The organism is Rhodoferax ferrireducens T118, assembly GCF_000013605.1.
GTDB lineage: Bacteria > Pseudomonadota > Gammaproteobacteria > Burkholderiales > Burkholderiaceae_C > Rhodoferax > Rhodoferax ferrireducens.
Genome location: NC_007908.1, coordinates 415,397 through 429,656, shown reverse-complemented (window position 1 = coordinate 429,656; position 14,260 = coordinate 415,397). Strand labels below are relative to the sequence as shown.

The window sequence follows — 14,260 nt, the reverse complement described above, 5'->3', positions numbered from 1 at the left end:
CACCCGAAGCAATCGCCATGAACCATCTACATAAAGAACATGAGGCCCCGCACAGTTTTTGGGCTTCCCGCTACGCTATCGGATTGATCGTCTTCGGAGCCGTTGCGGGCTACTTTCTGCTGACAGAGCACTTGGCGCACACCGTTGGTGCCTTGCCATACCTGCTGCTGCTGGCCTGCCCGTTGATGCATATCTTCATGCACCATGGTCATGGCAATCATGGTGGTCATGATTCTCGCCCTGGCGACAACAACGCTGAAGCTGGGCCAGTCCAGCCCAAGCCAGGAGAGCCATCATGAACCAAGACCCGGCAGCCTACGGGCTGTGGTCGCTGGTGGTTTTTAACTCGGCGATCTTCATCATGTTTGCCTACAGCTTTTTCAAACCGGCAACGGCACGAGACTGGCGAACTTTTAGCGCATTTTCCGCCTTTATCGTGGCGCTGTTTGTGGAGATGTACGGCTTTCCGTTGACCATCTATCTGTTCTCGGGATGGCTGCAAACCCGGTATCCGGGTTTGGACCTGCTTTCCCACAACACGGGTCACCTGTGGTCAACGCTGCTGGGTGAAAAGGGCGATCCGCACTTTGGCCCTCTGCACATCGCCAGTTATGTCTTTCTTGGCTTCGGTTTTTATCTGCTGTCCAGCGCATGGAAAGTCCTTTACGAGGCGCAGCGTCAAAACGTCCTGGCCGTGACCGGCCCCTATGCGCGGATTCGCCACCCTCAATATGTCGCCTTCGTGCTCATCATGCTGGGCTTCCTGCTGCAATGGCCAACGCTGCTCACCTTGGCCATGTTCCCCATTCTGCTGCTCATGTATGCGCGGCTGGCGATAACGGAAGAGGCCCAGATGCGCAAGCAGTTCGGTGCGGAATTCGAAACTTACGCGGCGCACACGCCGCGCTTTTTGCCATCATGGCGCAGACGGTCCGCCTGACAACCGTGGCCCGGAGTCCTTATCCAGCATTCGAGGCGCAACATGAACCACCCCGTGCACCCTGCCGCTTCGCCCGAGCATCCGCTTGCAGAATCCGGACCAGGCGCGGGTGCTGCGCCGCCACTGAAGGACCCGGTCTGTGGCATGACGGTGACCGCGCAATCACCGCACCAGTTGGTGCACGATGGGCGCATGTTCTATTTCTGCAGCGCAAAGTGCCAGGGCAAGTTCGCTGCTGATCCGCTGCGCTACCTGTCACCTGCTTCCCCCATGGCCGCATCGCCATCGCCGGAGTTGTTGGCGTCGAGGTCACCTTCACCGGCCGACGCGACGATTTACACCTGCCCGATGCATCCGGAGGTGCGCCAGGACCATCCTGGCAACTGCCCCAAGTGCGGCATGACGCTGGAGCCGGAGTTGCCCACTCTTGAGGATGACGAGAACCCTGAGCTGCACGACTTTCAGCGCCGCTTCTGGTGGACCTTGCCGCTGACGGCCATCGTCTTTGTGCTCGCCATGTTGGGCCACCGCCTGCAGTGGATGGACATGGCCGTTCAGAGCTGGGTTGAACTGCTTATCGCCACGCCCATCGTCCTGTGGGCCGGTTGGCCCTTCTTCGTTCGCGGCTGGCAGTCGGTGGTGAAGCGCAGCCCGAACATGTGGACCTTGATCGGGCTGGGCACCGGCGCTGCTTTTGTCTACAGCGTGGTGGCGACGGTGGCGCCGCAGGTGTTTCCGGCCTCGTTCATCTCGATGGGACGCGTCGCCGTCTATTTTGAAGCGGCGGCCGTGATTATCTCGCTCACCTTGCTGGGTCAGGTGCTGGAGCTCAAAGCCCGTTCCCAAACGTCGGCGGCGATCAAATCCCTGCTCGGCCTGGCCCCCAAGACAGCGCGGCGCATCCGGGCCGATGGCAGCGAAGAAGACGTACCCTTAAGCCACGTGCATGTGGGCGACGTGTTGCGCATCCGTCCTGGGGAAAAAGTGCCGGTGGACGGTACGGTTACCGAAGGTAGCAGTTCCGTTGATGAATCCATGCTGACCGGTGAACCCCTTCCGGTAAGCAAGCGCGTCGGGGACAAAGTGATAGGCGCGACACTCAACACCAGTGGCGCGCTGGTGATGCGATCAGAGCGGGTCGGGTCCAGCACGGTACTCGCACAGATCGTGCAGATGGTCGCGCAAGCCCAGCGCTCCAAAGCGCCGATGCAGCGCATGGCCGACCTGGTCGCGGGCTACTTTGTCATGACTGTCGTGGCCATTGCCGCGCTGACTTTCTTTGCCTGGGGATTTTTTGGCCCCGAGCCCAGTTGGGTTTTCGGCCTGATCAACGCGGTGGCGGTGCTCATCATCGCCTGCCCCTGCGCCCTGGGCTTGGCCACGCCGATGTCCATCATGGTGGCAACCGGTCGCGGCGCGACACAGGGCGTGTTGTTTCGCGATGCCGCCGCCATAGAAAACCTGCGCAAAATCGACACGCTCATCATTGACAAGACGGGTACCCTGACCGAAGGCCACCCGGCCTTTGACCGTGCGGTGCCGGCGCCGGGCTTTGCGGCCGACGAGGTGTTGCGCCTGGCTGCCAGCCTGGACCAGGGCAGTGAGCATCCGCTGGCCGAAACGATCGTACGCGCCGCCCGCGAGCGCGGCATGACGCTGGACAAGCCGGAAGGCTTTGACTCCGTTTCCGGCATCGGCGTGCGCGGACGGGTCGCAGGCCATCAATTGGCGCTGGGCAATAGCACGCTGATGGAACAAACAGGCGTCCCGCTCGCGCCCCTGGTATCACAGGCCGAGGCCCTGCGCGCCGAGGGCGCCAGCGTGATGCATCTGGCGGTCGATGGTCAACTGGCCGGCCTGCTGGCGGTGTCTGATCCGATCAAGTCCAGCACGCCCGAGGCCTTGGCGACGCTCAAGGCCGCCGGCTTGCGTATTGTGATGGCCACCGGCGATGGTCTGACCACAGCCAGGGCCGTGGCGGCACGCCTGGGCCTTGACGAGGTGTATGGCGAGGTCAAACCGGCGGACAAGCTGATTCTGGTCGAGCGCCTGCAAAAGGAAGGACGTGTGGTGGCGATGGCCGGTGACGGCATCAACGACGCGCCCGCGCTGGCCCAAGCCAATGTCGGCATCGCCATGGGCACCGGCACGGACGTGGCGATGAACAGCGCGCAGGTCACCCTGGTCAAGGGCGATTTGCGTGGCATCGCAATTGCAAGGGCGCTGTCCAATGCGACGGTGGCCAACATGAAACAGAACCTGTTGTTCGCCCTCCTCTATAACGCGTTGGGTATTCCAATTGCTGCCGGTGTGCTGTACCCGCTGACCGGCTGGCTGCTGTCGCCACTGATCGCGGCCCTGGCCATGAGCTTCAGCTCGGTCTCGGTGATTGGCAACGCGCTGCGCTTGAAGCGCGCCAGGTTGGGCGGCCTCCTTGAACCCGGCAAGGCAAAGGCACCTGCAACGCCGTCTGACATTGAGCGCTCCACGTGAAGGGCAACAACCGGGCACTTCACCCGGTTGCCCGGCACCGCCCCGCTAGCAGTCTGACATCGTCACAGGCTGTTTGATTGTCGAAGAACCGCTAGTCAGGCAAGGCACTACTTCTTGTTTTCCAGTTTCTTTTGCATGTAGAGCCGTGCGACTTCGTTACCGGACATGGTGATTGTTTTGCCGTCCGTGGTTTCCATGGTCATGCCTTCTTTCATAAAAACGATATTGCCGTTTTTGCCCTCCATGGACATCTTGCCATCTTTGTAGTGATGCATGGTGGTTCCGTCCTTGAGTTGAACGGACTGCACGATGTCACTATCGCCAGCGGCGGCAGCCGACAGCGCGGTCGCAACAAGACTCAAGGCGATCAATGATTTGCGAATAGACATGGTAGAACTCCCAGTGAATGATTTGCGATGCACGACGGACCTTTGTCGAAGTGCCGGTGACGCAAATGCTGCATCACCGACACCAATGTAAAAACATGAGCCCGTCGGACTCATGACCGGAACATTACAAGTGCGACAGCTTTCGGGTTTGAACCAGTTATTGAAGGCAAATTTTGTGGACGCAGAATGGATGCCAGCACTAATGGAATTCCTGCCAACACCCAGATGTCACACTCATCACCGGGTTTTCATCGCGGCAAAAAAAGGCCGAATTGTTGCGTTAATCGGCGATACGCCTCCTTAAGGAGCGTCTACGCCGTCATCGGATCCATGGCAGGCGCGAAAATAACAAAAATGTAATGTTGATGACAGCTTGCTGTCGGCGCCAGTTGACGACAATGCGCTCATTCCATTCACCAAAGGATCTCTTCATGACAACCCGATTTCATTCCGTTTTGCTCCTGGCGCTTGCCACCACAGGTTTCGCCCTGCCCGCCGTCGCCCAAACAGACCACAACATGCATGGCATGCCAGTGGCGATGCCCGCCGCAAAGACCGCTGAGGCCGCCCTGGGTGAAGGCCTGGTGAAGAAAATCGACAAAACCAAAGGAACCGTCACCTTGGCGCATGGTGCGCTGCCCAACGGCATGCCGCCCATGACCATGGCCTACAAGGTCAAAGACGCGGCCTGGCTCGACAAAATGACGGTCGGGCAGAAGATTCGCTTTGCCACCGACCCGGCAGACGGCATGACCGTGTCGCGCTTTGAGCCGGCCAAGTAAGACCTTGCGTCAGCGCTGACCCTTCAGCATGAAAACCTCCCCCTGGACGCTTGTTTTTGGCGCCTGGCTGATCGCCGCCATGGCGACACTGGGCGCCTTGTTCATGAGCGAAATCATGGGCTTTGCGCCTTGCGTGCTGTGCTGGTATCAGCGCATCTTCATGTTCCCGCTGGTTTTCATTCTCGCGGCAGGGCTCTTTCCGTTCGACCCGAAAGTGCTGCGTTACGCCTTGCCGTTGGCCGCCGTCGGCTTGTTGGTGGCGGGCTTTCACCTGCTGCTGGTCGCGGGCTACATCCCGGAAAATCTGGCCCCTTGCCGGCAAGGCATTCCCTGTTCGACCGTGCAGGTGCAATGGCTGGGGTTTATCACCATCCCGTTGCTTTCTTTTTTCGCATTTCTGGTGGTTAACGCGTTGCTGATCACCACTTACCTGAAAACACCCAAATGAAACAGAAAAGTATTTTCACCCTGGCTGCGGTGCTGCTCATTGCCGCGTTCATCGTTGGCGCATTCTTTTACAAGAACCAGAAAACCGAACAGGCGGCACAACTGGCGGCGAAAAACCAGACCGCACTGGTGCGTGCTGATGCGCCCAGTTTTGGCAACGCCGACGCGCCCGTGCACATCGTCGAGTTTTTCGACCCCGCTTGCGGCACCTGCCGCGAGTTCTACCCGCTGGTGAAAAATCTGATGGCGGCCCATCCTGGCAAGATCCGGCTCACGATGCGCTATGCACCCTTTCATCCCGGCTCGGATCAGGTGGTGAAAGTGATGGAGGCGGCGCGCAAGCAAGGTCAGTTCCAGCAAACGCTGGAGGCGCTGTTTGCGTCCCAGACGGTGTGGGTGCAAAACCATACGGCGCACGTCGATTTGATCTGGTCACCGCTGGGCACCCTGGGCTTGGACATGGAGCGGGTCAAAAGCGACATGAATTCACCGGAAATTGCCCGCACGATTGCGCAAGACCTGGCCGACGCGAAAACCATGAACGTCACCATGACGCCCGAATACTTTGTCAATGGCAAGCCGCTGCCCAGCTTTGGCTTTGAGCAATTGCAGACACTCGTTGACGAAGCGCTGGTCAATACCAACACAAAGTAGACCTATGCAACACGTATTACGCGCCGGCGCTATCGCTGCGGTGCTGGTCATGGCTGTGCCTGCTGGCGTGCTCGCCGGCGAAGCGCTGCCCGGTGCCAGTCTGCAAACCCTGCTTGAACTGGCCCAAGCGAGCAATCCGGAGTACACCAGCATGCGTTTCGAGGCGCAGGCCGCGGCTGAACGTGTCAAGCCTGCGGGCGCTTTGATGGACCCGAAATTTCGCATCGAGTGGATGGACATCACGAAAATGGGTGAGCAGAACCCAACGCTGTGGCCCAGTGATGTCGGCAGCACCAAATACACACTGATGCAGGATATTCCGTGGTTTGGCAAACGTGACTTGAAACGCGACATTGCTCACTTTGACGCTGAAGGCAGCCAGGGCAAGGCGCTGGGCACCTGGCTTGAGCTGGCAGCCAGGGTCAAGACCTTGCAGGCGCAGCGCTACTACCTGCGCGGCAATAAGGAATTGACGCAAGAAATTCTTGACCTGATGGCGCGCCTGGAGCAGGTCGCCCAAAGCCGTTATGCCGGTGGTCTGGCTGCACAACAAGATGTCATCCGGGCCCAGGTGGAGCAAACCAACATGAGGAATGAGTTGGTGATGATCGAGAGCGAAAGCCTGCAGGTTGATGCGCGCTTGAATGCCTTGTTGGCGCGCCCTGCGATGGCAGCGCTGGCCGCACCCGAGAGCCTGCGCCCCCTGCCTGCACAGTCACTGCTGGACGCGGCAAAGCTGGAAGAGCGTGTGCGCAACCGCAACCCGCAGTTGTTTGTTGAGGAAGCCCGCATCCAGGCGGCCCAGAAGAGCCGGGACTTGACCTACAAGAACCGCTATCCCGATTTCACGCTCAGTATTTCGCCCACCCAGACTCAAACGAACGTCAAGGAATGGGGCTTGATGCTGGAGGTCAACATTCCGCTGCAGCAGTCCTCCCGGCGCGCCATGGAGCGTGAAGCGGAAGCCATGCTCTCGGCCGCGCGCGCGCGCAAGGAAGCCGCTGCCAACCAGGTGCTGGCTGAACTGGCGCAGAACCTGGCCGCGATCGAAGCGGCACGCCGCACGGAACTGCTGGCCAGCAGCAGCTTGCTGCCGCAGGCGGATCTGACGTTCAGTTCCGCGATGGCCAGCTACGAGAACGGCAAGCTGGACTTTGCCACCCTGCTCGACGCCCAGCGCCAGATCCGCCAGGCCAAGCAAAGCCGAATCAAAGCCCAGTTTGAAGGGCAAATGCGTTTGGCCGAAATCGAAAAACTATTGGGAGAAGATTTATGAAACAAGGCACAGGGATCGCGGTTGCCGTCATGGCCGCGGTGATTGCTGCGGGCGCTGGCTACTGGCTAGGCCACAAAGGCCCGGCGTCCCAAGCTCAGGGAACCGTGTCAGCGACGGCCGCCGCCGTTGACACCGGCGCTGGCAGCACTTCGAGAAAACTGCTGTACTACCGCAACCCCATGGGCTTGCCCGACACCTCTCCCACGCCGAAAAAAGACCCGATGGGCATGGACTACATCGCCGTCTATGCCGGTGGGGCGGACGAAGAACCAGCCGCTGCCAATCAGGTCAGGATCAGCACCGAGAAAGTGCAAAAGCTCGGCGTTCGCGTGGAAGCCGCGCAACTGCGTGCGCTCGACAAATCCGTGCGAGCGTCGGGCCGCATTGAGCCCGACGAGCGGCGTGTGTATGCCATCTCACCCAAGTTTGAGGGCTATGTGGAGCGCTTGCATGTCAACGTCACGGGCCAGGCGGTTGGCAAAGGCCAGCCGCTGTTTGAGGTCTATAGCCCGGAGCTGGTCTCGGCCCAGCGCGAATATGCAATTGCGGCGCAGGGCGTGGCCACGCTCAAGGATGCGGGCGGCCAGGCGCAGTCGGGCATGCAGCAACTGGCCGGCGCCAGCTTGCAGCGGCTGCGCAACTGGGATATTTCAGAAGCGCAGATCAAGGCGCTGACGCAGTCCGGTGCGACCACCCGCACGCTCACCTTTCGCTCGCCCGTCAGCGGTATCGTGATGGAAAAAAAGGCCGTGCAAGGCATGCGTTTCATGCCCGGCGAGGCGCTCTATCAGATCGCAGACTTGTCGACGGTGTGGGTCATTGCCGACGTGTTTGAGCAGGACATTGGTCTGGTCAAAAACGGCGCCAAGGCCACGGTAAGCATCAACGCCTACCCGGACAAGGCGTTTGCGGGCCGGGTCACTTATGTTTATCCCACCCTCAAGGCCGAGACGCGAACGGTGGCCGTGCGCGTGGAACTCGCCAACCCCGGTCTGTTGCTCAAACCCGGCATGTTTGCCCAGGTTGAATTGCCGGTAACGGCCAAAGGCCAGGTCATCACGGTGCCGGTGTCGGCTGTGATTGACAGTGGCACCCGCCAGATTGTCTTGATCCAGCAAGCGCCCGGTCGTTTTGAACCGCGTGAAGTCAAGCTGGGTGCACGCAGCGACACCCATGTGGAAGTGCGTGAGGGCGTCAAGGAAGGCGAGCAAGTGGTGGTGGCTGCCAACTTCTTGATTGATGCCGAGAGCAACCTCAAGGCCGCGCTAGGTGGCCTTGGCAGCGCTGCTCCAGCACCGGCTACAGCAGCCAGCGCCACAGCAGTGGCTGCGCCGGCCACGCAGGCGGCAGCACCCGCCAAGGCCGTGGGCCACCAGGCGACAGGCACGGTGGACGGCGTTGATTTGAAGGCGGGCACGGTCTCCTTGAGCCACGGCCCCATCGCCAGCCTCAAATGGCCCGCCATGACGATGGAGTTCAAGACCGCCAACGCCGCGCTGCTGCAAGCGCTCAAACCCGGCGCCAAAGTCACGGTCGAGTTTATTGAGCGCCAACCCGGCGAATGGGTCATCACCAGCGCCAAGCCGGCTGACCCGCACGCCGGTCAGTGACGGGAACTCACCATGCTCTCCAGAATCATTGACTGGTCAGGCCGCAACCGCTTTCTGGTGCTGCTGGCCACGCTGTTCATCGTCGTTGGCGGCATCTTTGCCGTGCTGCGCACGCCCATCGATGCGCTGCCGGACTTGTCGGACGTGCAGGTCATCGTCTACACCGAGTACCCCGGCCAGGCGCCGCAGGTGGTGGAAGACCAGGTCACCTACCCGCTCACCACGTCGATGTTGTCGGTACCCAAATCCAAGGTGGTCCGCGGTTTCTCGTTCTTCGGCGCCTCCTTCGTCTACATCATTTTTGAAGATGGAACCGACATCTACTGGGCCCGCTCGCGGGTGCTGGAGTACCTCAATTTCGCCTCCGGGCGCATGCCCAAAGGCATCACGCCGCAGATCGGGCCTGATGCTACGGGCGTGGGTTGGGTCTATCAGTACGCACTGCTGGCCAAGGACAAGACATTGGCCGAGTTGCGCAGCATTCAGGACTGGTATGTGCGCTACCAGTTGACCAAGGCGCACGGTGTGGCGGAAGTGGCCTCGGTCGGTGGCTTTGTGCAAACCTACCAGGTGACGGTGGACCCGGTGAAGCTGCGTGCCTACGGCATCCCGCTGATGAAAGTGGCGCAGGTCATTCGCGACTCGAACCGCGACGTGGGTGGGCGCGCCGTCGAGATGGCCGAGACCGAGTACATGGTGCGCGGCAAAGGCTACCTCAGGGGCAAGGGCGACATCGAGCTGCTGGTCGTCAAAAGCGACAAAGGCACGCCGGTGCTGATCCGCGACATCGCACGGGTCGAGCTGACACCGGACGAGCGGCGCGGTTTGACGGAGCTCAACGGCGAAGGTGAGGTGGTCTCGGGTATCGCCATGTCCCGCTACGGGCAGAACGCGCTGGAGGTGATCTCCAACCTGAAGGCCAAGATCGCCGAGATTGGCCCCGGCTTGCCCGCGGGTGTGACGGTGCAAACCGTCTATGACCGCTCCGAGCTGATCAACCGCGCCATCGACACGCTCAAACGCACGCTGCTGGAAGAGTCGCTGATCGTGGCTGTTGTGTGCGTCGTTTTTCTGATGCACGTGCGCAGTGCGCTGGTCGCCATCCTGATGCTGCCGGTGGGCATCTTGATGGCCTTCATCGCCATGCGATTGCTGGGCATGAGCTCCAATCTGATGAGCCTGGGCGGCATTGCGATTGCCATCGGCGCCATGATCGACGCGGCCATCGTGATGATCGAAAACGCCCACAAGCACCTGGAGCGCCTGCCTGAGGACCACACCAAGCTACAGCGCTTTGAGGCCATGCTGGAAGCGTGCAAAGAGGTGGGCCCGGCGCTGTTTTTCTCGCTGCTGATCATCACGGTGTCGTTTTTGCCCGTGTTTGCGCTGGAAGGGCAAGAAGGGCGCCTGTTCTCACCCCTGGCCTACACCAAGACCTTCTCCATGGCCAGCGCCGCTCTGCTGTCCATCACCCTGGTGCCGGTGCTGATGCTGCTGTTCATTCGTGGCAAGGTCATGCCGGAGGCCAGGAACCCGGTCAACCGCGCATTGATTTGGGCCTACCGCCCCATCATCGCGGGCGTGATGCGCTGGAAGAAATTGACGATATTTCTGGCGCTGGTGGCCCTGGCTGTCTCCTACTACCCGGCCTCCAAATTGGGCTCCGAGTTCATGCCCACGCTCAACGAGGGCAGCTTGCTCTACATGCCGGCCTCGCTGCCGGGCATGTCGATCACCAAGGCCGCCGAGCTGCTGCAAACACAAGACAAGATCATCAAGAGCTTCCCCGAAGTAACCTCGGTCTACGGCAAGGCCGGACGCGCCAACACCGCGACCGACCCGGCCCCCACCGAGATGTTCGAGACCGTGATCAACCTCAAACCCGAATCCGAGTGGCGTGCAGGTTTAACGATTGACAAGCTGATTGCCGAAATGGACAAAGCCTTGCAGTTCCCCGGTGTGGCCAACTCGTGGACCATGCCGATCAAGGCCCGCATTGACATGCTGTCCACCGGCATCCGCACGCCCATTGGCATCAAGGTCTTCGGCAAAGATCTGGATGAGATGGAAAAACTGGCGCGGCAAATTGAAGCTGTGGTGAAAACCGTTCCCGGCACCAGCAGCGCCTTTGCCGAGCGCATCACCGGGGGCTTCTACCTCAATATTGAACCCGACCGCGAGCAACTGGCGCGTTATGGCCTGAGCGTGGGCGATTTACTTGATGTGGTCGGCACGGCTCTCGGCGGCGAAATGGTCACCACCACGGTTGAGGGACGCGAGCGCTATGGCGTGACCGTGCGCTATCCGCGCGAGTTGCGCTCTGACCCGCAACAGATTGCCACACAAGTGCTGGTGCCCACCATGGAGGGCGCCATGATCCCGCTGGGCCAACTGGCCAAGGTGATCGTCGCCAAGGGGGCGCCCGGCATCCGCACCGAAAACGCGTTGCTGTCGGCCTATATCTACGTTGACATTCGCGACCGCGACATCGGCAGCTATGTGCGTGACGCGAAGAAGGCCGTTGCAGAACAAGTAAGCTTCCCCAGCGGCTATTACGTCACCTGGAGCGGCCAGTTTGAAAATATGGAGCGCGCCCTTGAGACGATGAAGATCGTCATCCCGGTCACCCTGCTGTCGATCTTCATGCTGCTGTACCTCAACTTCAGGCGCATCACCGAAACGCTGATCGTGATGCTCTCAGTGCCCTTCGCCCTGGTCGGCGGCATCTGGCTGATGTGGGCGCTGGGCTACAACCTGTCGGTGGCGGTGGCGGTCGGCTTTATTGCGCTGGCGGGCGTGGCGGCCGAGACCGGCGTCATCATGCTGATTTACCTGGACCACGCTTGGGAAGACGTGAAGGATAAATGCCGCCAGTCCAACCGCGCGCCGACGGTGACGGATCTGTACGGCGCCGTGATGGAAGGCGCCGTCGAGCGCGTGCGGCCCAAGATGATGACCGTCGTCGCCATCATGGCCGGCCTGCTGCCCATCATGTGGGGAACCGGCACCGGCTCCGAAGTGATGAGCCGCATCGCAGCGCCCATGGTCGGCGGCATGATCTCCAGCACGGTGCTGACGCTGGCGGTGATTCCGGCCATTTACGCTCTGGTAAAGCAGTGGCGCCTGACGCGCGGGATGGAATAGCCTCGTCGCACCGGCTCTTGACCAAATACCTGATGCCAAATAGGGCTCCAGCCCCCGCAGAATAAGCGCAATATGCTATAAATTAAGGAGCAAATTGCGCTTCACCTGTCTTTGGCGTGTGGCCTCTTTGCTCCCGGCTTTGCGCGCGCCCGCTGTCACGACGCTGGGCACGACCTCTTGGTCGCCTTGTCCCGCAAGGCTTGAGTGCGGATGGGCAAATGCAATTGATGGCGTGGGCCGGTTGCTCAGACATTCTTGCGCCGCAGTCCCAGACCACTCAGCATCTGCAGCACCCAGCCACCCCCACTCACCAACACGATTCCCACCAACACGGGCACGGCCCCCAGCAAAAAGCCCGGCTCGATCGGCTCATGCAACAGCCACGCGCCGAAGGCAATGCCAAACAGGGGCGTCATGAACGAGAACACACCCAGGCGCGACGCCAGGTACTTGCGCAGCAGCCAGAACCACGCCAGAAAGCTGGCGAAGGACACCACCAGCGAGTGGAACACCAGGCTGGCCCAGACTTGGGGCGTGGGTCTGAAATGGGCCTGGCCGGTGGCATACGCCGCAGCCATCAGCAGCACAAAGGCACCCAGCAACTGGTACAGCAAGGTTTGCGTGGCCGGCGCTTTGGCCAGACTGGAGCAGCGCACCACGACCGTGGTTGCACCCCAGGCCAGACCGGCCAGCAGGCCCAGAAAGTCGCCCCACAGCATCTGCGCGGGCTCTGCCACTGCGCCCCGGCTACGGCCAAGGAAGGCCAGCGCAATGCCCGCAAAAGCCAGCGCAATGCCCAGCCACTGCAGGGCACCCAAACGCTCGGTGGGCAGCTTCCAGTGCAGGCCCAGCGCCGCAAAAATGGGCGCGGTGTACAAAAACACCACCATGTGCGAGGCGCAGGTGTGGCGCAGGCCCTCGCCCAGCAACAGGAACTCCAGCCCAAACAGCAGGCCCACCACCAAACCGGGACGCCAGATGCCGTCGGCCAGTGCCATGCGCTCGCCCCGCACGGCCATCAACAATCCCACCAGCACAGCGGCCGCACCGGAGCGCAGGGCGATCTGAAAAACGGGCGCAATGTCGGCCGCCGTCGCCTTGAGCACGACCTGCTGCAAGCCCCACACCATGCAGAGCACCAGCATCAAGGCGATGGCTTGTCCGTCGAGCGCTTTGCGCGTGTCCATGGGCTTCCTTGTTTCTGGTACGAGTGAGCCCGATTATTCGGCTGACGGCTTTAATTGATATAGTGAAATACCGACAACCCATAGCGCCCACGCGACATCCACCATGCGCAGCCTGCCCAGCAAAGCCAAAAACCTGCAGATTGCGCCGTTTAGCGACACGCTGCCCGCGCCCATCGTATTTCGCAGCGCCTACGTCCCCGCAGAAGGCATGTACCCGCAACACCGCCATGCGTGGGGGGAGTTTGTTTACTCGTTCAGCGGCGTCATGGAGGTCAAGCTGGCCGACCACCACTACCTCGCACCACCGCAGTACGGCATCTGGCTGCCGCCCGATGTGGAGCATGTGGGCCTGAACCGCTATGAGGCCGTGCACTGCTCGCTGTACATCGCGCCCCAGGGCTGTGGCAACCTGCCCCGCGCCGCCTGTGCGCTGACGGTGAGCCCGCTGGTGCGCGCCCTGCTGGAGCACCTGCGCCAGCAGCCGCCCGAGCAGCCCGGCACGCTGCAGGACGAGCGCCTGCTGCGGGTGCTGGTGGACCAGCTGGCGCTGGCACCCTGTGCCGGCAGCTACCTGCCCAGTTCCGACGACGCCCTGCTGGGGGCGGTGCTGCGCATGCTGGAAGAGCAGCCCGGCGACAACCGGTCATTACCCGAACTGGCCCATGCCGTCCACACCACCGAGCGCACGTTGATGCGCCGAGCCCGGCGCGACCTGGGCATGTCGTTTGTCGAGTGGCGCCAACGCCTGCGGGTGGTGAAAGCCATGCCGCTGCTGGAGGCCGGCCAGACGGTGGAGACCATTGCTCTGGACCTGGGCTACGGCAGCGCATCGGCCTTCATCACCATGTTCAAGCGGCTGGTGGGGACGACGCCAGACGAGTTCCGCAAAGGCGCGGATGGACGCATCAACGCGGGTACAAAATAGGGCCAAAGCCCTCGTCTGCACTAGGTAATATGCTACTATATTAATAGCTTATTGCATGGGCAGCGTCACTCTTCTTCCAATCGTGGCGGCGACTGCCCCTCGGCAGGTTCTCCCGTCTCAGGGTCGATCCAGGTGGACATTCCAATCTCTTCCTCGGCCTCCTGCAGCGTTTCGCCCGGCCCCGAATCCTGCCCCTCAGAAGCGTCCCTATCGGCCTGCGCGAGCTCCATGCTCTCGAACGGCCCAAACTCCTGCTTTCCATCCAGGGCCAGCCAGTAATACCCATCCGGTCGCGCCATGATCCGCTCATCCTCACCGCCTGCGTCCGGCCCTTCTTGCGCCAATGCTGGTTCGCTGGCAGCACCCGTGACTGGCACTTTATGTTTCATCATGTTCCTCCGTTTGCCGTAATG

At 61.2% G+C, this 14,260-nt stretch carries 13 protein-coding genes; 10 read left to right on the top strand and 3 right to left on the bottom strand.

The features are described 5' to 3' along the window. Window positions 1–17: 17 nt before the first annotated feature. Genes RFER_RS23275 through RFER_RS02085 form a run of 3 tightly spaced genes read left to right on the top strand, consistent with a single transcriptional unit; the run spans window position 18 to window position 3,433 of the window. A complete protein-coding gene (locus RFER_RS23275; protein ID WP_011462747.1) occupies window positions 18–299 on the top strand; it encodes a DUF2933 domain-containing protein in 282 nt (93 codons plus the stop codon). Then, window positions 296–940, top strand: coding sequence for a methyltransferase family protein (locus tag RFER_RS02090; RefSeq protein WP_011462746.1), 645 nt, complete (start codon window positions 296–298; stop codon window positions 938–940). The genes RFER_RS23275 and RFER_RS02090 overlap by 4 nt, the downstream gene beginning before the upstream one ends. A 42-nt stretch (window positions 941–982) precedes the next feature. Next, window positions 983–3,433 (top strand): heavy metal translocating P-type ATPase, encoded by a 2,451-nt coding sequence (locus tag RFER_RS02085; protein WP_011462745.1) that lies wholly within the window; start codon window positions 983–985, stop codon window positions 3,431–3,433. 107 nt (window positions 3,434–3,540) lie between these two features. Here the strand turns inward: RFER_RS02085 and RFER_RS02080 are convergent, their stop codons facing one another. Continuing rightward, window positions 3,541–3,822: a CopK family periplasmic copper-binding protein gene (locus RFER_RS02080; protein WP_011462744.1), complete on the bottom strand. Its 282-nt coding sequence runs from the start codon at window positions 3,820–3,822 to the stop codon at window positions 3,541–3,543. A 431-nt stretch (window positions 3,823–4,253) separates the two neighbouring features. Between RFER_RS02080 and RFER_RS02075 the strand changes: the two genes are divergently transcribed. Genes RFER_RS02075 through RFER_RS02050 form a run of 6 tightly spaced genes read left to right on the top strand, consistent with a single transcriptional unit; the run spans window position 4,254 to window position 11,735 of the window. Further along, window positions 4,254–4,604 carry a copper-binding protein gene (locus tag RFER_RS02075; protein WP_011462743.1) on the top strand — a complete coding sequence of 117 codons (351 nt, stop codon included), beginning with the start codon at window positions 4,254–4,256 and terminating at the stop codon, window positions 4,602–4,604. A gap of 28 nt (window positions 4,605–4,632) precedes the next feature. Continuing rightward, a complete protein-coding gene (locus RFER_RS02070; protein WP_011462742.1) occupies window positions 4,633–5,052 on the top strand; it encodes a disulfide bond formation protein B in 420 nt (139 codons plus the stop codon). Then, complete coding sequence (locus RFER_RS02065) at window positions 5,049–5,705, top strand: DsbA family protein (RefSeq protein ID WP_011462741.1); 657 nt, start codon at window positions 5,049–5,051, stop codon at window positions 5,703–5,705. The genes RFER_RS02070 and RFER_RS02065 overlap by 4 nt, the downstream gene beginning before the upstream one ends. Before the next feature lie 4 nt (window positions 5,706–5,709). Continuing rightward, window positions 5,710–6,981, top strand: a complete 1,272-nt coding sequence (locus RFER_RS02060) for a TolC family protein (protein WP_011462740.1) — start codon at window positions 5,710–5,712, stop codon at window positions 6,979–6,981. Continuing rightward, window positions 6,978–8,591, top strand: a complete 1,614-nt coding sequence (locus tag RFER_RS02055) for an efflux RND transporter periplasmic adaptor subunit (protein ID WP_011462739.1) — start codon at window positions 6,978–6,980, stop codon at window positions 8,589–8,591. The genes RFER_RS02060 and RFER_RS02055 overlap by 4 nt, the downstream gene beginning before the upstream one ends. 12 nt (window positions 8,592–8,603) lie before the next feature. Further along, on the top strand, window positions 8,604–11,735 hold the full coding sequence (locus tag RFER_RS02050) for an efflux RND transporter permease subunit (protein ID WP_011462738.1): 3,132 nt from the start codon (window positions 8,604–8,606) through the stop codon (window positions 11,733–11,735). 245 nt (window positions 11,736–11,980) lie between these two features. Here the strand turns inward: RFER_RS02050 and RFER_RS02045 are convergent, their stop codons facing one another. Next, a complete protein-coding gene (locus tag RFER_RS02045) occupies window positions 11,981–12,922 on the bottom strand; it encodes a DMT family transporter (protein WP_011462737.1) in 942 nt (313 codons plus the stop codon). Between the two features lie 103 nt (window positions 12,923–13,025). Between RFER_RS02045 and RFER_RS02040 the strand changes: the two genes are divergently transcribed. Then, complete coding sequence (locus RFER_RS02040) at window positions 13,026–13,847, top strand: AraC family transcriptional regulator (protein WP_011462736.1); 822 nt, start codon at window positions 13,026–13,028, stop codon at window positions 13,845–13,847. A gap of 65 nt (window positions 13,848–13,912) precedes the next feature. Here RFER_RS02040 and RFER_RS02035 read toward each other — a convergent pair whose 3' ends face one another. Next, on the bottom strand, window positions 13,913–14,236 hold the full coding sequence (locus RFER_RS02035; RefSeq protein WP_011462735.1) for a hypothetical protein: 324 nt from the start codon (window positions 14,234–14,236) through the stop codon (window positions 13,913–13,915). Between the last annotated feature and the right edge of the window lie 24 nt (window positions 14,237–14,260).